The sequence below is a fragment of the Orenia sp. genome (assembly GCF_055140805.1).
Genome location: NZ_JBSQYM010000035.1, coordinates 1 through 25,899, shown reverse-complemented (window position 1 = coordinate 25,899; position 25,899 = coordinate 1). Strand labels below are relative to the sequence as shown.

Below are 25,899 nucleotides of genomic sequence, written 5' to 3'. Positions count from 1 at the left end.
GCGTGAGTGGGTGTGTGAGTGTGAGTAAACCCCAATAAAAAGAAGTTTTACACACACTCACACTCATAGCTCACACTCGACACAAAGTGTCGCACTATCATTCTAAAGTTCAACCTGAAATTATAAGCAAGTTAAATAGCTTATAAGATCTTAGTAATATTTTGTTAATATTTCCTTAATATACTCTTAATATTCGTATATTAAAATAAATATAGACTATAAATTTAACTATTTTAAATACAGTTAATAAATATAATCTTAAAAGAGGTGGCATTTATGAAAGGAAATGAACTGATTAGTGATTTGATTAGAAAGATACATTTAGGAATAAAATCCAAAATTAATCTACTTGTAATTTTGGTCTTTATCAGTCCTCTTATTAGCCAGTTTTTGGACAAGCTCTTAGGTAACTATGTCAATGTTGAATATATTATTCACATCATAGAAGCTATAACCTTCTTACTAATTCTATCTTTTATCACAGGAAGAAATAGAGTTGTCTTATTAAGGGTTTCAGAAGCTATGGAGGACTTGACTGCCCATAGTGAGGAACTTTCAGCCCTATCAGAAGAGGGAAATGCTAGCATCAAAACTACTACAGAGTTAGTAGATGGTATAACTGCAACTATTAAACAGATTTCTGCCAGTACAGAAGAGGTCAGTATTGCTGCCCAAAAAGCTAATGATAATGCTTATGTTGGTGAAGAGAAGATTACTCAGACATTGCGAAACATGATTAATATTAACCAGTCTGTAGAAAAAGCAGTCAAGGTAATTGAACAATTAAATGGAACTTCTAAAGAAATTGGAGGAATTGTTCAGACTGTTGATGGTATAGCTGATCAAATCAACCTTTTAGCCCTAAATGCTTCAATAGAAGCTGCTAGAGCAGGTGAATATGGCAAGGGGTTTGCAGTGGTAGCAGAAGAGATAAGACAATTAGCCAAACAGACCAATCGTTCTACTCAAAATATTGCCTCTTTAATCACAGATGTCCAAGCCCAATCAAAGACCTGTTCTAATGTCATTGTAGAAGTAGAAGTTCAAGCCCAAGAAGGTCATGAAATTACCAAAGAGGTTGCAAATGTATTCTTTAATCTAGAAGAATCAAGTTCTAAAGCAGCAAAACAGACTCAAGAGATCGCTACAGCTACAACAGATTTAGCTAACCATAGTGAAGAGATGAGAGAAGCAGCGCGAGATATCCAAAACATGTCTGATGAGGTTACTCTCTCTTCTCAAAATCTAGCTACTATTGCTCAAGGATTCAATAATCTAATTGAAAGTATTGAGCTTTAATTGATAAATAAACAAGGTGGGCAATTGCCCACCTTGTTTATTTATTATAATATAAAATCATACGATATTACTAGCTTTAATCTATGAAGTAATGATACTTAGACTCAAACTTAATCTTAAATTCTAAAATCTCTATAATCAGCTAACTATGTCTATATTGCTGTTACTCCTCTTTCACCAGTTCTAATTCTAACTACCTCTTCAACTGGATAGATAAATATCTTACCATCACCTATTTCTCCAGTTTTAGCATTAGCAATGATAATATCTATTATCTTCTCTACATCATCCTCTTTGCAGACAATTTCTAATTTAACCTTAGATAAGAAATCAACCTTATATTCAGCACCTCTGATAATCTCTTTTTTACCCTTCTGTCTTCCAAAACCTTTAGCTTGTGTTACAGTCATCCCTTTTAGACCAACTTCATTTAAAGCGTCTTTAACTACATTTAATTTTGCTGGTTTAATTATCGCTTCTATCTTTCTCATACTCAATTCCTCCTTAATCTCTACTCTTAATAAATATATTCTACAAGAAGATACAATTACCTTTAGATTGGCTAGAAAATGACAAATGTCAGCTTCGCGTAAGGTTTATGTAAAAATACTTGACATTGATTGTGAGGTTGTTTATAATTGTTTATAGTTAAAATAAAATACATAAAGGGGTAATCAAGATGAATTTAAATAATTTAATTCAAAGTACTAATGTATTATTCTTATTGTTAGGAGCAATAATGATTTTTGCAATGCATGCTGGATTTGCTTTTTTAGAAGTAGGGTCTGTTAGAAGAAAGAACCAAATAAATGCTTTAGTAAAAATATTAACTGATTGGGCTGTTTCAACTGTTGTCTATTTCTTAGTAGGCTTTCCAATCTCTTATGGTATAAATTTTGTTAAACCTGCTAGTGAATTGATGAGTGCTGATATGGGCTTTAGTTTAGTAAGATTCTTCTTTTTATTAACCTTTGCAGCTTGTATTCCTGCTATTATCTCAGGAGGAATTGCTGAAAGAGCAAAGTTCTGGCCTCAAGTAATTGCAGGAGCTATCTTTGCTGGAGTGTTATATCCTTTCTTTGAATCATTAATCTGGGGACAACACTCTGCAGTATTTCAAGGATTTATTAAGTCTATTGGTGGTGCTGAATTTAGTGATTATGCTGGTTCTGTCGTTGTTCATTCCTTTGGAGGATGGCTGGCCTTACCTGCAATCTTAATCTTAGGTGCAAGAAAAGGAAGATATAGCAAAAGCAAAAGCCACCCTATTCCAATCAGCAATGTACCTTTCTTAGCTTTAGGAAGTTGGATTTTAGCTGTTGGTTGGTTTGGATTTAATGTAATGAGTGCTCAAAATTTAGGTGATATCTCAGGATTAGTAGCTATCAACTCTCTATTTGCTATGGTTGGAGGAATACTAGTAGCTTTAGTTATCTCTAAAAATGATCCTGTCTTTATCCACAATGGTGCTTTAGCTGGCTTAGTTGCTGTCTGTGCAGGTTCTAACTTATATCATCCATTGGCTGCTTTTGTTGTTGGAGGAATAGCATCAGTTATCTTCGTTAAAGGATTTACTATAGAGACAGAAGTATTTAAGATAGACGATGTTTTAGGTGTCTTTGTCTTACACGGTTTAGTAGGAAGCTGGGGTGGAATTGCTTCTGGAATCTTCACCAAAAAAATATTTGGTGGTCTTGGTGGCTTAACCTTTACTTCTCAATTATTAGGAACATTATCTGCAATAGTTGTGGCTTTAGCAGGAGGAACTTTAGTTTACCTAGTTATCGACAAAACTCTTGGCTTTAGAATGTCGGCTTCTGCAGAAGAATTAGGTTCAGATTTATCAACTCATTCTTTAGAGGCTTACCCTGAAGAGAATTTAGGAGTAGTGAACTCATTAGATGATTATAAAGAAAATAATTTAAATGTAGTTTAATAGATTAATTCATAAGAAAAGATAACCAAGGTCGTCCTTATCTGATATCAAATGCTCATTGCTTGAGATAACTCAGATGGGACGATTTTACTATAATATAATTAATCATATGGAGGAGAATATAATGATAAAAGTAATCCCATCAGACGATCGATATACAGTTAAACGTGATTGGATTGAATGTAAATTGAGTTTTTCTTTTCAAAAAAATAAAGTAAAGAATCAAGGATTTGGTGTGTTAAAGGCTTTTAATGATGATATTATTAAAGCAGGTGAAGGCTTTGATATCCACCCTCACAGTAATATGGAGATTATCAGCTATGTAATTAAAGGAAGATTGGGCCATGAAGATAGCCTTGGCAATGTTGGCTTAGTAAATGCTGGTGGAGTACAGAGAATAACAGCAGGTAGTGGTGTGGAGCATACAGAGCATAACTACTCCCAAGATGAGGAGGTTCATTTTCTTCAGCTTTGGTTTGAATCTAAGGATAAAGATGTAGCACCTAGCTGGGAAGAGAAAGACTTTAGTAAAGATGCTCAATTAAATAAGCTACTCCCTATCGTCTCGGGTCATAGTCAAGAAGGTACTTTAAGTATCAATCAAGATGTAGATATTTATCTGGCTACCTTAGAAGCTAATAATGAATTATCCTATAGCTTAAAAAATAAGCGTAAAGTCTATTTATTTGTTATTGAAGGTTCTTTAGAATTAAATGACAATTACGATTTGGCTCAAGGAGATTCTGCCCAAATAGAAGATAATTCTCAAATAACTTTAGCTACACAGAATAGAGCAGAGATTATCTTAATAGATTTAATTTAATAAGTATAACTGAAATAAGTCCCTAGCTTTTAGCTAGGGACTTATTTTTTATCTAATATTTATTTTCTTTAAAAATAAGAGTTTTTGGGTATATTGCGACACTTCAAGTTTTAGCTACGGGTTTTAACCCGTAGTGTAACATGTCATCATCACCACAGGTTGAAACCTGTGGCTAATAAATTTATCATTATAAAAAGTGTCGCACTATCTCTATATAAAGCTACATTTAAATTCTACTCATCACTTCTCACTCGTAACTCATTACTACTTCAATAGACCTTCCAAAACAATCTTAGCATACTCTTTAGCTCCAAATAAAGATAAATCTTTATAATTACCACATTGAACAGGATTTGCTGCTGGAATTTCCTCAGCCTCTAAGACCTTCTTAAGCCCATTAATCCAAGCAACAGTTACCTCTTCTTCACTTCTTTCTCCTACTAGGATTAGATAAAAGCCTGTTCTACAACCCATTGGCGATAAGTCTACTACATCATCTAATTCCTCTCTGATAAAGCCTGCCAATAAATGTTCTAAGCCATGAAGAGCAGCTGTTGGCATTGCCTCTTGATTAGGCTGGAGAAACCTTAAATCAAATTTAGTGATAATGTCACCTTTAGGTGTCTCAATAGTACCAGCCTTTCTAGCAAAAGGTGCGCTGACCTTAAAGTTTTAGCTACGGGTTTTAACCCGTAGTGTAACATGTCATCATCACCACAGGTTGAAACCTGTGGCTAGTAAATTTATCATTATAAAAAGTGTCACAATACCCTTCCTATTATATCATTTCCTCTATTAGCAAGATAGCCTTTAACCTTTCTCTAATAGAAAATAAGCACACCATAAAACATGATATGCTTACAAGTTTGAATTAAATAATAATTTATTCTGGATATTAAATTCTTCTATACTACCATCTAATTTCTTTAGCTTCCATACTATTTTATCACCAAAATCCTGTGCCTGCAAGGTAGAACCTCTGCCCCCAACCTCTGCTGGCAGATACATAGCAATTGCTTGCCTTGGACATTCCTTGACACAAGCAGCACAGTCCCAGCATTCCCGTTTATCCCTGATCTTAGCTTGATTATCTTCATTTTTGTATAATAAATTGCCAGGACAGACTAACATACAACGAGACTCTTTACAACTCCCACAGCCATTACATAAGTTCTTATCAATTTTGACTGTCATCTAAATCACCTAACCTTATATGTTCTCTTTCGATGATTTCAATCTGATCAAGCTCTTGATTATACTTAGAGTTGACAAATTTAAACCAGTTTTTATCATCCTTTTTAGGATAATCAACCCTCTCTTGATAACATCTCCAACGGGTCTCTTTTCTATATAATAAGTGTTCTACAAGTACTCTAGCCACATCTACTCGATCAATCACCTCATGTAAACTCATCAGCTGATGGACATCTTCCGCCTTGGCTCTGGTCAAATCTTCTTTTAGCCTTCCAAGCTCTTGTCTAGCCATGATTAATTTGCCTTCATCTAAACGGTAATTAGTACTAATACCTCCAGCATATTCATCCATAACCTTCTGTAATCGCTCTTCAAGATCCTCTGGAAGAAAGCCTTCCTCCTTTTCCAAAGGAGAGAATACTCTATCAAACTCTCTGTTGATAAGGTTATTAGAGAGATCTACAAAATCTCTACCTCTAATATAATCTAAAGCATCAAGCCCTGCTATCTCACCTTCAACCATAGCTCCAGTAACATACTTTTTAGGTGCTCCTCCAGCCACATCACCAGCTGCATATAGACCTGCTATGGTACTTCTTCTCTTACTATCAACCCAATAGCCTGATTGGGAATGACCACCTACGATATAAGGTTCTGTTCCATATATCTCTACTGGACTTTGATTAGGCTCTATCTCTCCATCAGCCCACTTTAAGACAATTCCTGGAGACATATTTAAATAGGCTCGCTTTAAACGATGATTGCTCTCATCACTTAAATGAGTCACATCTAAGTAACAAGGCCCTCTCCCCTCTTTATTCTCCTCTAAAGTAGCATGTAATCTATAGGGAGTAGAGTTCTTCTTATACTCTCCTTGATATTCTATACCTTCCCCATTAACCTGCTTTGCCTTAAAGCTTTGGGCCAAAACTCCTGTAGGAGAGATGGTATCCTTAGTTCTTAAAGCGATAAACCTCATTTCAAAGGTTGTCATCTCTGCCCCAGCCCTAATCCCCATAGCATACCCAGCTCCAGTATTAAAGGGAGAATACCACATCTTATGGCGAGCTGAACCTGGATTATTAGGCTTATAAATACCAGCAGCTCCTCCTGTAGCACAGATAACAGCCTTAGCTTGAATCACATAGAACTTATTCTCTCTGACAGAAAAACCAAAGGCTCCTCTAACTTGACCATCTATTACTATATAATTAGTAATATTGACCCTATTTAAAACCTCTACTCCACTCTCTTGAACAGCTTTAGCTATAATCGGTTTAATATGCTCACCATTAATCTTGACACTTCGCTTACCCTTGGCTACATAATTACCTACTTCATCCTTTAAGAAGGGTAAACCCCACTTTTCAAGCCAATGGGTTGCTTTGTTCAATCCCTGAGCCAGAGTATAAACCAAATCATCCCTGACTAAACCTTCTGAATCCTTCTTGACATAATCTAAAAAATCCTTGGGAGTTACTCCAGGATTGAGATAGGCATTAATTGCACTAATTCCTGCAGCTAGACAACCACTCCGCTTGATATGGGCTTTATCAACTATTAGGACATCAGCCTTAGGGTCCTCTTCTTTGATTCTAGCCCCTGCATAACAGCCAGCAGCTCCACCACCAATAATTAAAATATCAGTCTTCAAATTAACAATTTCAATATTATTCATTTTCACCACCCTCTTTAACAATGTACAATGTAAAATTGACAATGGACAATTAAAAAGATTGGTTCAACAACGAACTTTGTGATTAACACTAGTTATAGATAAGGATATAATTTTAAGAATCTAGAATCTGGAGTCAAAATAACCGATTTCTTATATTTCATTATCAGTTATCAATCAAATTTTTCACAAAATTCGCGGAAGAAGCAAAATCAATATTTTTAGGAATTTAACTTTGATTGCCCATTGTGCATTGTCAATTGTAAATTATTTCGCCATTCCCTTAATCAATACATCTGCCACCTCTGGTCTAGTCATCTGTTTTGGAGGTCTCTGTCCATCTCTTAATAAGCCACGTACTTTAGTACCACTTAAGAAGATGTGGTCTTCTTGACCATGAGGACATGTCTTAGCAGTAGCCATGCTCTCACACTCCTTGCAATAAAAAGCATGGTCAAAGCGTAATGGTTCAATACCTATCTCTTCAGGTGTAAAGTTATCGAACATCTCTTGGGCTTCATAAGTACCATAATAATCTCCAACACCTGCATGGTCACGACCAACGATAAAGTGGGTACAACCATAATTCTTACGACATAAAGCATGGAATACTGCCTCTCTTGGTCCTGCATATCTCATTGCTGCTGGAAACACTGCCAAACCTGTTCTATTTTGAGGATAAATCCTATTCATTACCACTTCATAGCTCTCAATTCGATACTCTACTGGTACGTCTGTCCCCTTAGTCTCACCTACTAATGGTGTTAATAATAACCCATCACAGATCTCTAAAGCACACTTTTGAATATATTCATGGGCTCTATGTATAGGATTTCTAGTCTGGAAGCCTACTACCCGATTCCAGCCTTTCTCTTTAATTAACTCTCTAACATCCTTTGGATCCAGCCTATACTCATTAAATAGCTTATGCTCAATTCTTCTTAATAATGAGATTTTACCACCTAATAAGACCTCACCACGTTCATAAACCTTTACTACACCTGGATGCTCAGTCTCTGTAGTCTTATATACTAGCTGAGCTTCCTGCTCTTGATCATACTCATATTTATCAGCCAAATGTAAAACCGCATATACAGTACCCTCACTATCAGTTAAAGCCACATCTTGACCTACTGCTAAATTCTCTGCCTTAGCTTGACTAACTCCCAATACTACTGGAATAGTCCAAGGCAAGCCATTACTTAAGTACATCTCTTCAACAACCTTAGTATAGTCATCTTCAGTCATAAATCCTTCTAAAGGGCTATAAAGTCCAATAGCTATATTTTCAGCCTCAGTCAAATCTCTTAAGCTCAACTTCAACTGTGGCATCTTAGCTGCCTTCTCTAGTAATTCTTCACGCTCTTCTCCTTCTAGTACTCTATTGACTAACTTTCCACCATGGGCTTCAATTAACATTATAACAACTCCCTTATATCTCTTTTATCGTTATATTTTTTAACATAAAACATACTTATACTGCCTAATAAAATAATTTACCTTACCTTTAATTCTTGTTTACTGCTCACTACTCACTGCTTTTGTGTTGCTAATTTACCATCATAATATATCTTGTAAGGTATATCTAAACCTTCTAAGAACTCATCAATCTCATATGCTAGTACATCTTTAGAGATAAATTGATCACGAGTATAGTTGATTATCAACTGACTAAATTCTCTTTGCTGTAAATCTTGCTTTAAATTAGGTAGGGCTGCTTTAGCTATCTGTTCTACTTTAACTTGATAACCTTCCTCCCTTCCCTTTGCAGAGATGGATTTTAGAGTCTCAACCCCTCTTTTCTTATATTCCTTTAGGATGATCTCCTTTACATCTTCAGTTACTTTCTCTCCTAAAAAACCTATCTGAGAGATCAGCTTTGGTAATGATGCAGGAAGCTCTTCTTCTAATACTGCTATCACCTGTAATTGATTCTCCTTAGTCAATAATTTAAAAGAGTCTTCAATAACCTTATCTAAGGAAGCGAAACTGAATAATAACAACATTACTTTTTCCATTAAGATATCAACACCACCTGATGATTCAAGTTTGTAATTAACATATCTATCACATTAAAATCTTTAACCCTATCAGTGGCCAATAAAATTTAGCAACTAACATATACGCTAGCCAGGAGACCAACATTAATATCAGACCAAATTTAACTACATCGCTAATTCTATAATATCCCGAAGAGTAGGCAATAGCATTAGGGGGTGAGCCCATCGGTAAAGAGAAGGCCAAACCTCCTGGCAGAGCAACAGATAAGGTGATAATAATCGGATTGATCTGATAGATATCCCCTATACTATAGGCTAAAGGTAGAATAATCGCCACTGCCGCTGCATTGCTAATCCCTTCAGTAAGTAACATAGTAAAGATGGCTAAAAATATCAGAAAGATAAAAGGCGATAGATTCAGATGAACAAAAACAGCCTCAGATAGCCAATTGGTAGCACCTGTCCTTACCAAAGAGGTGGCTACTGCAATTGCTCCACCATACATTAAAATCACACCCCAATTGACATACTCCTCAATATCACGCCACTCTACTACCTGGATAGCAAAGGTCAATACTGCCCCTAAGATAGAGGTAATAGCTATATCAATTACAGAAGATAAGAATAACCAACTAAAGAGCACAGCTATTAAAACTAACATCAGTTTCTTTTCCTTGTTAGACATTGCTCCTCTGCTAGTTATCTCTGCTTCTAAGGTCTCTCTTGCCAACTCTATACTATCTATATCTATCTTTACAAGTTTAGCAATTATAAAATAAGTCACCAATAAAATTAAAGTAGGAATTGGCCAAGAATACTTAATCCATTCAAAAAAGCCAATGGAAATATCATAGTTCTTCTCAAGCAAACCCACTGCCAATAAGTTTCGTGCTCCCCCTAAAAAAGTCGTTATTCCACCAATAATTGCCCCCCATGCCATAGATAAGAATAATAGCTTCCCGTAATTACTCTCTAAAGGCTTTAACTCTAGACTAGTAGCTACCTCTAAGATAATCGGTAATAATAAAGCCGCTACTGCATGCTCTGGCATGATACAGGACAATAAAGCAGAGGTTAATAATATTCCTAACAGTAATTTCCGAGGGCTTTGACCAAATTTCTTTAAGATACTAAAGGCAATTCTAGAGCCTAAGCCAGTTTGATAAATCCCAGCTGCTAAAATCAAAGCTCCCAGAATAAAGAAGATAGCTTTATTTCCAAAAAGGGCAAAGGCCTCATCCAACTCTAAGATACCCAATAGTGGAATCAAGGTTATCCCCAACAAACTGGTAATTGCTAAAGGAATAGCATTACTAATCCACAGACTCAAACAGAGTATAAACAGAGCAATAGAATTCTTAGCAGCTACAGTCAATCCTTCAGGTTGTGGCAATAATAACACCGATAAAAATAGTATGATTCCACCAATAATAATAAAATCTTTAAGCCTTTTAAACATCGCCATCACCCTTACTTTAACTAGTTTAAAGTTGATAGTTGATAGTTGATAATTAAAGGAATTAAATTATTCTTCTAACTATCCACTATACACTTTCAACTATTAACTGCTCTTTATCCTATTGCCTGTAATTTCTTCTTAATTATCCCCTGTCTCTTATCAATCGCCTCTAATACCTTTGCTACTGCCTCTTCTACCGATAATTCAACAGTATCTAAGACCAAATCAGCATTCTCTGGAACTTCATAAGGAGCAGAGATTCCAGTAAAGTTTTTGATTTCTCCACTTTTAGCCTTCTCATATAAGCCTTTTGGATCACGTTCTGCACAGGTTTCTACATCAGCCTTAACATAAACCTCAATAAAGTTATCCTTGCCTGCTCTCTGTCGAGCAAAATCTCTTATCTTCTGATACGGGGAGATAAAAGAAGCCAAGGTAATCAAACTTGCATCCTTAAATAATGCTGCCACTTCAGCAATTCTACGGATATTCTCATTTCTATCCTCAGCAGTAAAACCTAAATCTGAGTTCAAACCATGGCGTACATTATCACCATCTAAACGATAAACAGCCTTACCTAATTTAATCAATTCCTTTTCAACCTCTACAGCAATAGTAGATTTACCAGCTCCTGAAAGTCCAGTAAACCAGACAACTAAACCCTCTTGATCTAAATTATCACACCTATCTTGATAACTTACCTTTCCTTCATGCCAAACTATATTCTTATTAGTCGATTCCTCCATACTCAAACTCCTCCCGATTTATTAGTGTATAGTTTACAGTTGATAGTTGATAGTTAAAACTTAAAAAAATGAAAAAGATTGATTTGACAATGATTTTATACTAACACCATCTTTTGAACTTAACTATCAGCTATACACTGTCCACTATCAACTATTTTTAACTAACGCTTGTGCAAAGTCTGCTTTAAGGTCTTCTACATTCTCAATTCCTACACTGACCCTAATTAAATCATCATAAGCTCCTAGTGACTCTCTTTCTTCTACCGTATTACCAGCATAAATTGTAGATGCAGGATGAATCACCAAGGACTTAACATCACCAATATTAGCTAAGTTATAGAAGTACTCTAAATTATTTATGATTTCAAAAGCCTTCTCTTTACTACCAACTCTTAAGGTCAACATTCCACCAAATCCATTAGCAAATAATTTTTTAGCCCGTTGATTATACTGATTATCCTCTAAACCTGGATAATTAACCTCTTTTACCTCTGGATGCTCTGCCAAAAATTCGGCTAATTCCAATGCATTCTGACAATGCTTTTCCATTCTTAAAGCTAAAGTAGGAATCCCCAATTCATTTAACATAGAGCTCAATGGCGATGAACAAGGTCCAAAGTCCTTAAAGACCTCTCCTCTAGCTTTAACACTAAAGGCTAATTTACCAAACCTCTTATAATCAGCAAAATTATCAAAAACAGTCCAATCAAAGTTTGCTCCATCAACAATCACTCCACCAATCGAGTTGGAGGTACCATTGATATACTTTGAAGTTGAATGGATTACCAGATTTGCCCCTAGCTCAATTGGTTTGATTAAAACAGGGCTTGTGACTGTACTATCAACGATCAATGGAATCTGATTCTTTTCACAGAGTTTAGCTATCCCTTTAATATCTGGAATATCCAATTTAGGATTTCCTAAGGTCTCTAAAAAGACGAACTTTGTCTTATCAGTTATCAGCTCTGCAATATCCTCAGCTTCAATACCTTGACTGAAACGTGCTTTAATTCCATACTTTTGATAGTTCTTAAAAAGATTATAAGTCCCACCAAATAAAGAGCTAGTTGAGATAAATTCATCACCTGCTTCTAATAAAGTCAAAGTAGCTGTAGAGATAGCAGCCATTCCTGATGCACATACTATCGCCTGTTTTCCACCTTCAAGGCCAGCTAATTTATCCTCTACACTTTTAGTGCTAGGATTGCTAATTCTTGAATAAGTATATCCCAAGGCACGATTATTAAATACCTTCTCTAAATCTTCCGCATTATCATAAGCAAAAGAGTTATTTAAATAAACTGGGGTATTTGTCGCACCATATTGATCCTTGATCTTCAAATTTACCAACTTCGTCTCAAAGTCCATTATATTCTCCTCCTTATTAGTGTGAGTAGTATGTGTGAGTGTAAGTAAAACAATTAAACCTTTTATCTCACACTGACACTACGATTTTTTAACTCTTAAGCTATATGAACCGTCTTCTCTCTTCTCTTTAGATAGGATTTCATGCCCTTCTGAAGCCAGACTCTGAGGAACATTAGCTATCGGTGCTCCCTCATCTAAATAAATATCTATTATATCCCCTGAATTAAGAGGTGCTATTGCCACCTTAGCCTTGACAAAGTTCATTGGACATTTAACTCCCCTTAAATCTGCCACCTTATTATCTAAGATATTCTTATCTTCATTATTATTATCACTAGTAACTTCTTCTAATTCAAACTCCAATTTAGCATTTAAAGAGTTGAATAAGAAGTCTACTCGTTCAATTAAAGCATCAATCTGGTCTTGATAAGACAATAGACTATCAATATCTCCTAGCTTATAATCTAGTGCCGCATCTAAAATCTCACTATAATGATTATCCACCAAATTCTTATCGATAAACTCGGTTTTAAATTCTGCTAAAATAACTCTATCCTTATCGGTATCTATTCCTCTTACAGCCAATAACGCTCTAGCAGTATTGATAATTGCTTTATAAAGTTCATTGTTATCCTCTGCTTTGATTCCTTTACTATAATTAGATTTTGCAGTATTGATATCCAATTGGATGATATCCATTACACCTGCTCCACATTCTCCAGGTCCTCTACCTGCTAAGGAGAAGTCTTCTTGCTTACCCCAATCCTTATAGATATCTGGATTTTGTTCATAAGTAGGAATCTCAATGAATTGTTCAGCCAGTTCAACTATCTTAGCTTTTCCACCCTTTTCTAGATAATCATTAAAATCAGCCCGGTTATAATCTCCATCTTCAGCCAATAATTTAGCTAACTCTGCTAAAAACTCTGGGATTCGTTTAGCAGGAATATCTATAACTGCCTTTCCATACTTACTATTACCTTCCTCTACATTTCCTCCTAAAAATAATGCATAGTGAGGAACCAATCTATCATTATATCGCTTAGCCTTACCTTCAAAACCAATATTACCGATAATATGCTGTCCACAGACATTTGGACAACCACTGATATAAATTTGCGGTAATGATGCTTGCACTTTATCATTTAAAGTAATTAGTTTCTCTCTAATAGCCTCTGATAAATTAGGTGAAATACATAAGCCTAGCTTACAAGTAGATGCACCTTTACAAGAAACAGGCATTGTTCCCCTATTAGTAACTACTAGATTAGAGTTAATTTGATTAATCTGTTCAATTAACCCTGCTAAATCTTGCGCTTTAACCCCTCTGATTAATAAGCCTTGTTTAATAGTAGTCCTGATAGATATCTCATTATTATCCAATAAGTCTAATAATGAATTAAATTCATCATAGCTAATATCTCCATTCTCCATTCTAAGCTCTAAAGAATAATAGCCCTCTACCTTCTCTGGATAAAGATAATCAGCTATTAAATCAATTTTTTCTCCCTTAGCTGATCTTAATTCCTCATATCTAGTTAGCTCTTCAACCTCTAAATCTTCTGCTAATACTTCTGCTAAGTACTCTTTATACTTATTGACAAACTCTTCATCACCAAGGCGCTTTCTGACAAAACGTAGTCTGGCCTTATGCTTATTACTACGATCACCATGCTCATCAAAGAATCGCTTAATAGCCTCTGCTATATGGAAGATCTTATCCTCTTCTACGAATTCCTCTAAAACTATACCTAATTCTGAAGAGCCTCCCATTCCTCCTGCTCCATATACTTTAAAGCCTCTCTTACCATCTTGCTTGGTAGCTATAAAACCTAAATCATTTAATGTAGCTAAAGAATCATCTTTAGGGTCCGAGGAGAAAGCAATCTTGTACTTTCTTGGTAGATTAAAGGAAGAACGTGTCTTAATCAAATATTCTGTTAAAGCCAAGTTATGGGGTGTAGTATCAAAAGCTTCCTCAGGATTGACCCCTGCTCTAGCAGAATTTAAGATATTTCTAACAGTATTACCTCCACCACCTCGTGGACTTAAACCAGCCTCTAATAGCTTAAATAGTACTTCTGGTGTATCCTCTATCTTCACTTGGTGAATCTGTACATCCTGTCTAGTGGTAATATGAACATATCCATTTCCATACTCTTTACTCAACTCATTTAAAGTTCTTAGTTGCTTTTTAGTGGCTACTCCACCTGGAACTCTAACTCTGACCATATATCTCTCTTCTCCAGGCTCATAACCTCTTTGACTATAGATTCCCATTGGAACTCTACGCCCTTTAAATCTAGCTTCATCTAAGTCTTTTGCTACAAAGCGTTCGACTAATTTGGGATAATTATTGGTATCTTCTTTAACTGTATCTGGAATATTAAAAATCGGTCGATTACTCATATTCTTCACCTTCCTTTTTTAGTGTACAGTGTACAGTTTACAATGTATCATGTACAGTTACAACCTTAAAAATAAAGACTTATTCTTTTTAAGTTCTTTAAATATTTACTTTATAATCTTGAACTTAACTGTAAATTGTCAATTGTACACTGTAAATTATTAAGTAATAATAATCTCTATCTGGGTAACCTTCTTCTGCTCTTCAATCTTAAAAGCCTTTAATACTGGTTCTTCATCCTTTAAAGATAGGATAAAGTAGATTGCATCTTCATCATAAGCCAACCTTTTATCCTCTTCTGATGGTCTAGAAGGGGTAAAAGGATGGGAGTGATAATTCCCAATCAAATCATAACCCTTATTTCTAACCTCTTTGACCACTGCAAACTGTTCTTTAGGATCCATAGTAAAATGCTCTGCTGAAGCATCTAGATTGGTCATTGTATATATATCTTTGATTTCAATTTCCTCATTAGCCTTTACTCCAGCCACTAAACCACAGCCTTCATTAGGAAATTCGGCTTGAGTATGCTTAAGTAGCTTTTGGTATAGCTCTTTAGATAGTTTAATTATCATAATTCACAGACTCCTTGTTCATAATCGATTAATTCTGTGATCTCTGGATCATCACTACAAACTCCACAGTTCTCTCTCTTCTTGAGATTGATCTTTCTAAAGTCCATTTTTAAAGCATCATAGGTTAGTAATTTTCCAGTTAAGAGCTCACCTTTTCCTAAGATATACTTGATAGCCTCTGTTGCTTGGATAGTTCCAATCACTCCACCCATTACCCCGATAACTCCTGCTTCCTTACAAGAAGGGACTGAACCAGGTTTTGGTGGCTGAGGGAAGATACATCTATAACATGGTGTATCCTCTCCTGGAACTACAGTTGTTGTCTGCCCTCCAAATCTAATGATTCCTGCATGGGAGAAAGGCTTACCTTCCATTACACAGGCATCATTGATTAAGAATTTAGCTGGAAAATTGTCAGTACCATCTATTACAAAATCATACTCTCTAATAACCTCTTTGATATTCTGTGAAGTCAAGTAGTAGTCATAGGTCTTGACCTCTACATCAGGATTCATCGCATTGATCTTCTCTTTAGCCGATTGTACCTTTAACTTACCTACATCAGGTGTATGATGTAAGACTTGACGCTGTAGATTAGACAATTCTACTCTATCTGCATCTACCAAACCAATCTTGCCGATACCAGCTGCTGCCAAAAATTGTGCTGCTGGTGTTCCAAGCCCTCCCGTTCCTATAATAAGTACTGAACTAGTTAACAATTTCTCTTGTCCTTCTACACCAACATCCTGCAAAATAATATGTCTTGAATATCTCTGTAACTGCTCTTCACTAAAATCGTACACTTGCTCCACCACCCATAAAGTAGAGAAATTCTACTTGGTCTCCATCCTTTACAACTGTGTCTGAAAAAGTATCTCTATCTAAAATCTCACCATTTAATTCTACTGATACCATATCTGGCATATCTACATCTTGCTTTACCAATAATTCACTAACTGTCAACTCTTTTTCCAACTCTACTGCTTCACCATTAACCTTAATCTTCATTCTCCACCACTCCATTTCCTAGTATTCCACTTTGTTTTCATGTATTTATATTATTAAAAAGATTATCATATTATCCCTGGTATGTCAATAAAATTAGTGGGAATTATTCCAAAAAAAGATTATTAGCTATTTATCTAAGTAATCATACAAAAAACCCCTTTCTGCTAGAAGGGGTTTAATTAAAACTAGTTATTAAAATTAAATCTTAAATTTATTGATAATATTCTTCAATCTATCTGACATATCATCTAATTCAAAAGATATATCAGAGACACCTTTGGAGAGTAAATTCATATCTTCAATTGAATCTTTTACTTCTTCACTCTTTTCAGATACCTGCTGAGTTGAGAGGCTAGCATCTTGCAGTTGTAATGAGGTCTCTTCGATAGCAGTAGCTATCTCCTCAAAGGATTGGGCAACCTCTTTGATGATCTTATCTCCTATCTCTGCCTCTTTAGTTCCTTGTGAAACTAAATCTAATACATTCTCTATTCCTGACTCAACCTCACCAACTGTTTTATTAATATTATTAGTAGCTTTAGCAGTCTCCTTAGCTAAATCTCCAATCTCTTCAGCAACAACTGCAAAGCCCAGTCCTGCTTTTCCTGCTCTAGCAGCCTCGATTGTTGCATTTAAAGATAATAAATTAATTTGATCAGTAATATTAGTAATCAAATTATTTATCTCTTTTATCTTCTTAGATTCTTCTGCTAATTCCTTACTAGCTCGATTAGCCTGAATAATACAGTCATTTACTTTAGTAATCTGAAGCATTGCTTCATCTATCTGTTCTTTTCCAGATTGGGTACTTGCTGTTGTCTCCTCAGAAAAACTACTTATCTCTTGATTGATTGCCGCTATATCTTGAATAGAATGAACTGTATCCTCTATATACTCTGCCATATTCTCATTAGCATTATGAGATTTATCAGCTGATTTAAAGAGATTTTTACTTGTAGCAGATATCTTATCACTATTATCTTTTAAATCACTGATTATATCTATCTGCTGTTCAATCAATTTATTAAAACTATCAACTAACTCACCTATCTCATCTTGTCGCTCAATATTAATCCTTTTACTATAATCACCTTTACTGACCCGTTTCATATTCTTTTTAAGCTCATCGATTGGGGTAAAGATATTTTTACTAATCTTTAAGGCGATAAAAGCTACCAACACTCCAACACCAAGAATTAAAATCAATTTAATCCATAAATCCCTTCTAAGTTCAGCAAAGGCCTTATCACTAGATTGCTGGACTATAATAGCCCAGCCTAATTTTTTAATGAATTTGTATGACCCAAGTATGTTAACTCCATTTTCATCCTTATACTCTTTTACTCCATTCTTACCCTTCAATAAAACAAATTGAATAAGAGATTGAAATGGTTTACTGTTTATTGTAGCTTCCTTCTCTTTATTATATATTAGTGGTTTTCCTGTATTATCTATCAGATAAACTTCACTATTTTTTGTATCATCTATAGTGTTCGTTACTATCTTTTCTATCTCATTTAAATTAATCTCAGCACCTAAAACTCCTATTATCTTATCATTATCTCTTATCGGTATGGCAAATTGAATAATTTGCTTGTCAATAAACTCTGAATAGTGATAGTTAGAGATATAGTTTTGACCTGAAATAGCATTCTGAAACCATGGGGCACCATAGTAATTATTTTCAACTTCTAATCCATCTTCACTAATAGCATCTATCACACCACTTTGGTTCAGGAGATATACCACTTCAAAACCTTGATATAATTCTTGAAAAGATAATAGGTCATCTCTTGTTAAATAACTCTCACTAGCCAAATAATTAATTTGATTCATTTTCTCTTGTATATAGTAATCTATCTTTACTCCTAAATCATTTGCTAAAGATTTATTATATAAAAAGACCTGTTCTGTCATTAGATTTTTTTCTTTATTATAATTTACCAACCCTAAGATAAGTATTGGCAATATAGTGATTAACAATAAAGTTAAAATCAACTTCTTTTTGAGACTTTTATTTAAGTAATCTATAACAAACATACATATGCCCCCTTCAATTTAAAGTGGATTAATAAATTTAGATTAAAAATAATAAATAATTACTATAGATTATAGGCTATACAAATTCATGATTATAGAACAATTTAAATCTATCTTTATATAGAGATATTGCGACACTTCTTTCGAGTTGATAGTTGATAGTTGATAGTTGATAGTGTATAGTGGATAGTTAAAAAATTAAAAGCTTGTATGTTTTAAGGTTTTGAATTTAACTATCAACTCTCAACTATACACTATACACTGGGGTTTAAAAGTGTCGTAATATCCCTATTAAGTTTCATTTTAAATTTACACATCTAAAATAATATTTCAATCCAAATTATAAGTCAATTTATAAAATCCTAATAACCTCTTCAACTTTGTTTTGATTTATTAATCTGTAAACTTTACCTTATTCCAAAATAAATCTTTGACATCTAAAAAGCTTCTAATGCTCTTCTTGACTTACTATAAGTAGAATGATACCAAATCAGCTCTACTTCTTATACTTAAATTGGGGCATTCTCCACTTTAGCAGTCAAATAATAAATGCCCCAATTTTCTTAAAATTCAAACATTTTGCTTTATAAGTTACTCTTTATAAGTATCGATATTCTCTTTAGTTACAACAGCGACTCCAGTGTCGATAAATTCATCAATCTCTCCACCTTCTGTTAGCTTTAATAATAATTCAACTGACTTATATCCCATTAAATCAGGTCGTTGAGCGATAGTTGCGTACACAATATCTTCTCTAATATAATTTAAGGTTTGAGGCATATCATCAAATCCAATAATAACTACATCTCCTACCAAATCCTTACTCTTTAAGGCTTGAGCAGCAGCAGGTGCACCACTAGCACTAGAGGCAAAGATACCATCTAGATCATAGGCTTGTAATAATGCTTCAGCTTGACTTAAGGCTAAGGACATGTCATCATTATTTGCTTCAACCTTAACAACTTCAATATCAGTACCTTTGAAGGCTTCTTTAAATCCTGCTATTCTTTGATTTAAGTTCTCTGCTCCTAGCTGTCCAGTCATAATAGCTACCTTACCCTTACCCTTTAACTTCTTAGCCATTGCTTCTCCAGCTTTCTTTCCAGCAGCCTTATTACCTGTTCCAATATAGGCAGTTCTTCCACTACCAGGAGCATCAGCATCAAAGGTAATTACTTTAATACCTTTATCCATTGCTTGTTTAATAACTGGTTTAATTGCATTAGCATCTACTGGAGAGATAGAAATCCCATCAACGCCTTGAACTATTAGGTTCTCAATGGTAGAGACTTGTTTAGCAGCATCAGCTTTTTGTGGTCCTACAAAACGAGCATCAACATTGAAATCTGCAGCAGCTTGTTCCATACCTTCTGCACTCAATTTAAAATAAGGGTGACTAACTAACTTTGGTACCAGGACAAAGACCTTCTCTTCATTTGGATCACTTTGAGCACTCTGTTTCTGACCACAACTAGCTAAGACCATAGTAGCTAATAATAGAAATAAAACTAGAAGAACACCTTTTCTCTTTAACATTAGTAACTCCCCCTTTAATTAATTTGATAATTTAATTGTAGTTATACATAGATGTGAATTGATGATACATAAAATCAAATTAGTAAGTTGTTAATAACTACCACTCACCTCCCCTATCTAATACTTTTGGAATTACTTAATTTAGTAACCTTTATACCCTCACTTTTAAGAAATTATTAATTGCAACTGCCTTTAGGATAAGAGTAGTAGTCTAGTCACCATTTTTTTCTAATTATACTGAATATTCTGAAAATAATGATAAAAGTAAATATTTTTTACAAAAAACTAATCAAGCTAATACCTACATATCTACTATCTATTAAAGTTTCATTTATACTTAAACCTAAAATTGATAACTATGTAGTTACTCTTCATTGAAACTATTCCTCAATAAAGCACCTTTGTATAGTTATATGAATTCAAAATGCAACTTAATGGGTAGATTACGATAGTTTTAGGAATCAAGAGTTAGGAACCAGTTATCAGTAAAACAGACTGATTCCAGATTCCAAAAAGTGTCACACTATCCTTCTATTGTTTCATTCTAGAGTTGTTTATCTATATTATAATAGATTAATAAACGACTCCTATATCTTATAATTTTCTACAAGAAACCCTCTTATCCTCTTTTTCAGGTTCAAAAATAAATAAGATTTCCGTTTTAAGACTACTATCACTATTCTACTGCTGATTTATCCCCATCAGCTATCTTATATAGAATTTAGTACTGTAAATTATAAGAACTCCTCCAACTTCCTATTCTTACAATGCTGTAAACTTTCACAACTTTTTGTGAAAGTTTACAGATTAACGTGATTAAGAACTGATTGACCTGATTCTATTGTAAAGGATAATTTTATTTGCTATTATGAGATTAAAGAAAGTACTTTCTTGAAATTTTAAATTTTTACAAAAATTAAATAAGGAATGGTGATATATTATGAAGGAAAAGATTCAACGCTTTGGTGGAGCAATGTTCGTACCTGTTTTATTATTTGCCTTTGCTGGTATGACTGTTGGTCTAAGCATTCTCTTTATGAATCAAGATATTGTGGGTGCTATAGCCAATCCTGATGGATTATGGTATCAAATCTGGTTTATCATCCAACAAGGTGCTTGGACGGTATTTCGCCAGCTACCTCTTCTATTTGTAATCGGCTTACCGATAGGTTTAACTAAAAAAGCACCAGCCCGTGCCTGTTTGGAGGCTTTAGTCACCTATTTAACCTTCAACTATTTTATCAATGCTATGCTTTCATTATGGGGAGCTAGCTTTGGGATTGATTTTGTAGGTGAAATGGGGCGTACCAGTGGCTTAACTATGATTGCTGGAATTAAGACTCTGGATACTGGAATGGTTGGAGCAATCTTGATTTCAAGTATCGTTGTCTACCTGCACAATAAGTTTTATGATAAAAAATTACCTGAGTTTTTGGGAATCTTTCAAGGCTCTTCCTTTGTTGTAGTTGTCGGCTTTTTTGTAATGATTCCTGTAGCCTTTCTGACTTGTCTGATCTGGCCTAAGGTTCAAAGTGGAATTGGATCATTACAGGTGCTTTTAACCTCCTCAGGTGCTTTTGGGGTCTGGCTATATACTTTTTTAGAACGCTTATTAATTCCAACTGGTCTACATCACTTTGTCTATGGACCCTTTATCTATGGACCAGCTGTAGTAGAGAATGGTATTGCAGCCTACTGGCCTCAACATTTGGCTGATTTTGCAACCTCTGCCCATTCATTAAAAGAGATGTTTCCTGCAGGTGGTTTTAGCCTCCATGGTTCATCTAAGGTCTTTGGTTCTGTGGGAATTGCCCTAGCACTCTACTTTACTGCTAAACCTGAGAAGAAGAAGGTTGTTGCAGGATTGTTGATTCCAGCTACCTTAACAGCAGTAATAGCTGGAGTTACAGAGCCACTTGAATTTACTTTCTTATTTATTGCACCTATGTTATTTGTAGTTCATGCAGCTTTAGCAGCAACCTTAGCGGCAACCTCCTTTGCTTTTGGAGTTGTGGGGAGATTTGGTGGAGGACTAATTGAATTTGCAGCACAGAACTGGCTACCATTATTTAAATACCATTCAGGTACTTATATAACACAGATTATCATTGGTTTATCCTTTACAGCTATTTACTTCTTTGTCTTTCGTTATCTGATCTTAAAGTTTGACTTACCAACACCTGGTCGTGAAGTAGAGGGTGAAGAGACTAAGCTTTATACAAAGAATGACTATAAAGAGAAACAAGGTTCTTCAGCAGATAATAGCCAAGCAATGGTCTTTTTAGAGGCCTTAGGTGGTAGTGAGAATATCATCGATGTTACCAACTGTGTTACCCGACTGCGTATCTCTGTCAAAGATGAGACCAAGTTATTAGATGATAGTATATTCCGTCAAGCAGGAGCCCATGGAGTCGTTAGAAATGGAACAGCAATTCAAGTAATTGTAGGATTATCTGTCCCACAGGTTAGAGATGAGTTAGAAAGCCTACTCAATAATAACTTAACAGTCTAAATTAAAGGATAAGTTTATAAGTTAATAATTAAGTTAATTGATTATAAGTTAATAATTATATAAGTTAATCAGCTATAATTTTATAAGATTATAAGGATACAATTGTTTTGATAAATAAATTAACTTCATTGTTGCTAATTAGCAACAATGAAGTATTAAATAAGATATATAAGTCAAGGAGGAGATAATTATGAAGAAGTTTTCTGTAGTAATCGCTGGTGGAGGAAGTACCTTTACGCCAGGGATTGTATTGATGTTATTAGATAATTTAGATAAGTTTCCAATCCGCAAGCTTAAGTTCTATGATAATGATAAGAAGCGCCAAGATACTATTGCTAAGGCTTGTGAGATCATCTTAAAGGAGCAAGCACCAGAGATTGAATTTCTAGCAACTATAGACCCTCAAGAAGCCTTTAGCGATGTAGATTTTGTGATGGCTCATATCCGTGTTGGAAAATATGCTATGCGTGAGTTGGATGAAAAGATACCTTTAAAATATAATGTAGTCGGTCAAGAGACCTGTGGTCCTGGTGGAATTGCTTATGGAATGCGCTCAATTGGTGGAATGCTAGAGATTATAGATTATATGGAGGAATACTCTCCAGATGCTTGGCTATTAAACTATTCTAATCCAGCAGCTATTGTAGCTGAAGCTACTCGAAAACTACGTCCAAATTCCAAGGTATTAAATATCTGTGATATGCCTGTAGGAAATGAGCGACGGATGGCTAAGATTGCAGGTTTAAAGTCTCGCAAAGAGATGATTGTCCGCTACTATGGACTAAACCACTTTGGCTGGTGGTCAAGTATTACCGATAAGGAAGGTAATGACCTAATACCAAAAATCAAAGAGTATGTAGCTGAAAGAGGATATCTAGTTCCAAATGCTGATAATCAACATATGGATGATAGCTGGAAGAATACCTTCCTTAAGGCTAGAGATATCTATGCAACAGACCCAGATACATTACCAAATACCTATTTGAAGTACTATCTCTTCCCAGATTATGTAGTAGAACACTCTAATAAGGAATATACTCGGGCTAATGAGGTCATGGATGGCCGAGAGAAGTTTGTCTTTGGAGAGTGTAGGAAGGTAATTGAAAATCAATCTACTGAAGGTTGTCAATTAGAGGTTGATGCCCATGCTTCTTATATTGTCGATCTAGCCAGAGCAATTGCTTATAATACCCAAGAGAGAATGATCTTGATTGTAGAGAATAATGGAGCAATTGAGAACTTTGACCCTACGGCAATGGTCGAAATTCCTTGCATCGTTGGTAGCAATGGACCAGAGCCACTATCTATTGGAAAGATTCCCCGCTTCCAAAAGGGATTGATGGAGCAACAGCTAGCTGTGGAAAAACTGGCTGTAGAAGCCTGGGCAGAAGGCTCCTATCAAAAATTATGGCAAGCACTTACTTTATCAAAAACAGTGCCAAGTGCCAAGGTGGCCAAAGATATCTTAGATGAATTAATTGAGGCTAATCAAAAGTTTTGGCCAGAATTGAGCTAAGAGATTATTAATTCTAAGTTTGAGACTAAGTATATAGATTTCCAAGTCTGAAGTGTAATTTAATGGATATATTGCGATACTTTTAGGAATCAGGAGTCAGGAACCAGTTATCAGTAAAACAGACTGATTCCAAATTCCCGATTCCTGATACAAAAGTGTCACACTATCTTTCTATTGTTTCATTCTAAAGTTTGATAACTATAATTAAACTTAGTCTCAAACTCAATCTCAATATATGGAGGTGAAGGATATGTTCAAAAAATTATTTCAACCTAAAAGGGAGGTTGTAGAGATCTACTCACCCTTAAGTGGAGATATTATAGAATTGTCCGAGGTTCCTGACCCAGTCTTTGCTCAAAAGATGGTCGGTGATGGCTTTGCTATAATTCCTAATCAAGGTAAGTTACTCTCCCCAGTTAAAGGTACAGTCAAACAGGTCTTTGCTACTAAGCATGCTATCGGAATTGAAACGGTCAATGGACTGGAAATCTTAATCCATGTAGGTCTAGATACTGTAGAGTTAGACGGAGAAGGCTTTGAAGTGATGGTCAATACTGGTGATTCAATCGAGGTTGGTGATCACCTGTTGAACTTTGATATTGATTTTATAGAGGCAAATAATAAAGAAATTATTACTCCAGTAGTAGTTACTAATTATCAAGATAAGGTAAAGAATTTTATCCAAATCTCTCATTCTAAAGTCAATTATCAAGACCTAGTATTAAAATGTGAATTAATATAACTAAGTTACTAATAAAGAAGAGGAGAACCTCTTCTTTATTAGATTTTAATTAGATTTTAATTTGCTTCTACTTCCTCTTGATAACTAACATACTCTCTAAGTAAGGTCTCTGTTAGAATAAAGAAACCAGCAAAGGGATCCTTCTTCCCATTCTTATAACTCCAAGATGAGACTGGAATATATAAATTATGAGGTGTCATCCTAGAGAGCTTGTTATTACTGAGTTTAGTAATTGAGATAAATTCAATCTCCTTCATCGCTAGCTCATTAACACAGCTTTGAAAAGAGGTAGTATTTCCTGATAAAGAGATAAAGATAACTATATCCTCTGCTTTAATACTAGGAGTGATAACCTCCAATTCTCGATAGCCTTCAATTACATGAAAATACTTATGAGCAATTAAAAAAGTTCGTTTTAACTCTCTAGCAACAGCCATTTGAGCTGTCCCTGTCCCATAGACAAAAACCCGCTCTGCATCATAAATTAGCTTAGAGATGCCAGTAAAGTCCTTCTCTTGAAGCAACTTAACAGTTTCGTTAATATCCTGATAAAACTGTTGAATATAATTTCTCTCTACTAAATCTTCGCGTTCCTCCTCTAACTTCAAGTTGAATTTAAATTCACTATAGCCCTTAAAGCCTAATTTCTTGGCTAAACGAAAGATCGTTGTTCTAGAGACATTACATTTTTTAGCAAGGTCATTGATTCCTAACTCAGCACATTCTCGTTTATTCTTTAAGATATACTTTAAAATATACTGGTCACTCTCATTTAACTTATCATAATGCTGATTGATCGCCTCTTGTAATCTAATCATCAACCTCTCCCTTCTATATCCATTTTTATTTAAGCTAGATTATTAACTATTATAACTTTATTCTAACAAATCTTCTCCTATGGCTCAACTGCTACAAGTAGTTGAAAATCTGCAACATCAAAATAAAGCTTAATGGTTATATTGCAACAGTTTAAGTTTTAGCTACGGGTTTTAACCCGTAGTGTAACATGTCATCATCTCCACAGGTTGAAACCTGTGGCTAGTAAATTTATCATTATAAAAAG

21 protein-coding genes and 1 pseudogene are annotated in these 25,899 nt (G+C 34.9%); 6 read left to right on the top strand and 16 right to left on the bottom strand.

Features of this window, described 5'->3' with window-relative positions; genetic code table 11:
- Positions 1-276 precede the first annotated feature (276 nt).
- Complete coding sequence (locus tag ACTCDL_RS05370) at positions 277-1,299, top strand: methyl-accepting chemotaxis protein (RefSeq protein ID WP_463174643.1); 1,023 nt, start codon at positions 277-279, stop codon at positions 1,297-1,299.
- Positions 1,300-1,451: 152 nt separating this feature from the next.
- Here the strand turns inward: ACTCDL_RS05370 and ACTCDL_RS05365 are convergent, their stop codons facing one another.
- Complete coding sequence (locus tag ACTCDL_RS05365) at positions 1,452-1,790, bottom strand: P-II family nitrogen regulator (protein WP_463174640.1); 339 nt, start codon at positions 1,788-1,790, stop codon at positions 1,452-1,454.
- Positions 1,791-1,978: 188 nt separating this feature from the next.
- Here ACTCDL_RS05365 and ACTCDL_RS05360 point away from each other — a divergent pair, with 188 nt between their 5' ends.
- Positions 1,979-3,235 (top strand): ammonium transporter, encoded by a 1,257-nt coding sequence (locus tag ACTCDL_RS05360; protein WP_463174638.1) that lies wholly within the window; start codon positions 1,979-1,981, stop codon positions 3,233-3,235.
- 124 nt (positions 3,236-3,359) lie between these two features.
- Positions 3,360-4,058, top strand: coding sequence for a pirin family protein (locus tag ACTCDL_RS05355; RefSeq protein WP_463174634.1), 699 nt, complete (start codon positions 3,360-3,362; stop codon positions 4,056-4,058).
- Positions 4,059-4,322: 264 nt separating this feature from the next.
- On the opposite strand, the pseudogene ACTCDL_RS05350 reads toward ACTCDL_RS05355, so the two are convergent.
- From ACTCDL_RS05350 to ACTCDL_RS05285, 14 genes and pseudogenes are all read right to left on the bottom strand, one after another.
- Positions 4,323-4,724 (bottom strand): annotated as a pseudogene (locus tag ACTCDL_RS05350) (S-ribosylhomocysteine lyase); the annotation flags it as partial.
- A gap of 192 nt (positions 4,725-4,916) precedes the next feature.
- On the bottom strand, positions 4,917-5,252 hold the full coding sequence (locus ACTCDL_RS05345) for a 4Fe-4S dicluster domain-containing protein (RefSeq protein ID WP_463174633.1): 336 nt from the start codon (positions 5,250-5,252) through the stop codon (positions 4,917-4,919).
- Positions 5,236-6,930: an adenylyl-sulfate reductase subunit alpha gene (locus ACTCDL_RS05340; RefSeq protein ID WP_463174631.1), complete on the bottom strand. Its 1,695-nt coding sequence runs from the start codon at positions 6,928-6,930 to the stop codon at positions 5,236-5,238. Before ACTCDL_RS05340 ends, ACTCDL_RS05345 begins: the two co-directional genes overlap by 17 nt.
- Before the next feature lie 264 nt (positions 6,931-7,194).
- Complete coding sequence (sat, locus tag ACTCDL_RS05335) at positions 7,195-8,346, bottom strand: sulfate adenylyltransferase (RefSeq protein ID WP_463174628.1); 1,152 nt, start codon at positions 8,344-8,346, stop codon at positions 7,195-7,197.
- A gap of 113 nt (positions 8,347-8,459) precedes the next feature.
- A complete protein-coding gene (locus tag ACTCDL_RS05330) occupies positions 8,460-8,945 on the bottom strand; it encodes a hypothetical protein (RefSeq protein WP_463174626.1) in 486 nt (161 codons plus the stop codon).
- A 49-nt stretch (positions 8,946-8,994) separates the two neighbouring features.
- On the bottom strand, positions 8,995-10,386 hold the full coding sequence (locus tag ACTCDL_RS05325) for an SLC13 family permease (RefSeq protein WP_463174624.1): 1,392 nt from the start codon (positions 10,384-10,386) through the stop codon (positions 8,995-8,997).
- A gap of 113 nt (positions 10,387-10,499) precedes the next feature.
- Positions 10,500-11,132 (bottom strand): adenylyl-sulfate kinase, encoded by a 633-nt coding sequence (gene cysC, locus ACTCDL_RS05320; RefSeq protein WP_463174622.1) that lies wholly within the window; start codon positions 11,130-11,132, stop codon positions 10,500-10,502.
- Between the two features lie 147 nt (positions 11,133-11,279).
- Positions 11,280-12,500: an O-acetylhomoserine aminocarboxypropyltransferase/cysteine synthase family protein gene (locus tag ACTCDL_RS05315; RefSeq protein WP_463174619.1), complete on the bottom strand. Its 1,221-nt coding sequence runs from the start codon at positions 12,498-12,500 to the stop codon at positions 11,280-11,282.
- A 78-nt stretch (positions 12,501-12,578) separates the two neighbouring features.
- Complete coding sequence (locus tag ACTCDL_RS05310) at positions 12,579-14,909, bottom strand: sulfurtransferase TusA family protein (RefSeq protein WP_463174646.1); 2,331 nt, start codon at positions 14,907-14,909, stop codon at positions 12,579-12,581.
- Positions 14,910-15,068: 159 nt separating this feature from the next.
- A complete protein-coding gene (locus tag ACTCDL_RS05305; protein WP_463174617.1) occupies positions 15,069-15,482 on the bottom strand; it encodes a M67 family metallopeptidase in 414 nt (137 codons plus the stop codon).
- Entirely contained in the window at positions 15,479-16,285 is an 807-nt protein-coding gene (locus ACTCDL_RS05300) for a HesA/MoeB/ThiF family protein (protein WP_463174615.1), read from the bottom strand. Before ACTCDL_RS05300 ends, ACTCDL_RS05305 begins: the two co-directional genes overlap by 4 nt.
- The gene (gene thiS, locus ACTCDL_RS05295; RefSeq protein ID WP_097017135.1) at positions 16,272-16,490 is read right to left on the bottom strand and encodes a sulfur carrier protein ThiS; all 219 of its coding nucleotides are present in this window, start codon (positions 16,488-16,490) and stop codon (positions 16,272-16,274) included. Before thiS ends, ACTCDL_RS05300 begins: the two co-directional genes overlap by 14 nt.
- Before the next feature lie 198 nt (positions 16,491-16,688).
- On the bottom strand, positions 16,689-18,530 hold the full coding sequence (locus ACTCDL_RS05290; protein WP_463174612.1) for a methyl-accepting chemotaxis protein: 1,842 nt from the start codon (positions 18,528-18,530) through the stop codon (positions 16,689-16,691).
- Positions 18,531-19,121: 591 nt separating this feature from the next.
- Positions 19,122-20,066 carry a sugar-binding protein gene (locus ACTCDL_RS05285; protein ID WP_463174609.1) on the bottom strand — a complete coding sequence of 315 codons (945 nt, stop codon included), beginning with the start codon at positions 20,064-20,066 and terminating at the stop codon, positions 19,122-19,124.
- A 940-nt stretch (positions 20,067-21,006) separates the two neighbouring features.
- Here ACTCDL_RS05285 and ACTCDL_RS05280 point away from each other — a divergent pair.
- The 3 genes from ACTCDL_RS05280 to ACTCDL_RS05270 all read left to right on the top strand — a co-directional run bounded on the left by ACTCDL_RS05280 (position 21,007) and on the right by ACTCDL_RS05270 (position 24,836).
- Complete coding sequence (locus tag ACTCDL_RS05280) at positions 21,007-22,578, top strand: alpha-glucoside-specific PTS transporter subunit IIBC (RefSeq protein ID WP_463174607.1); 1,572 nt, start codon at positions 21,007-21,009, stop codon at positions 22,576-22,578.
- Positions 22,579-22,768: 190 nt separating this feature from the next.
- Positions 22,769-24,094, top strand: a complete 1,326-nt coding sequence (locus tag ACTCDL_RS05275; RefSeq protein WP_463174605.1) for a 6-phospho-alpha-glucosidase — start codon at positions 22,769-22,771, stop codon at positions 24,092-24,094.
- Between the two features lie 250 nt (positions 24,095-24,344).
- Positions 24,345-24,836 carry a PTS sugar transporter subunit IIA gene (locus tag ACTCDL_RS05270; RefSeq protein WP_463174600.1) on the top strand — a complete coding sequence of 164 codons (492 nt, stop codon included), beginning with the start codon at positions 24,345-24,347 and terminating at the stop codon, positions 24,834-24,836.
- 56 nt (positions 24,837-24,892) lie between these two features.
- On the opposite strand, the gene ACTCDL_RS05265 is transcribed toward ACTCDL_RS05270, so the two are convergent.
- Positions 24,893-25,654 carry a MurR/RpiR family transcriptional regulator gene (locus ACTCDL_RS05265; protein ID WP_463174598.1) on the bottom strand — a complete coding sequence of 254 codons (762 nt, stop codon included), beginning with the start codon at positions 25,652-25,654 and terminating at the stop codon, positions 24,893-24,895.
- Between the last annotated feature and the right edge of the window lie 245 nt (positions 25,655-25,899).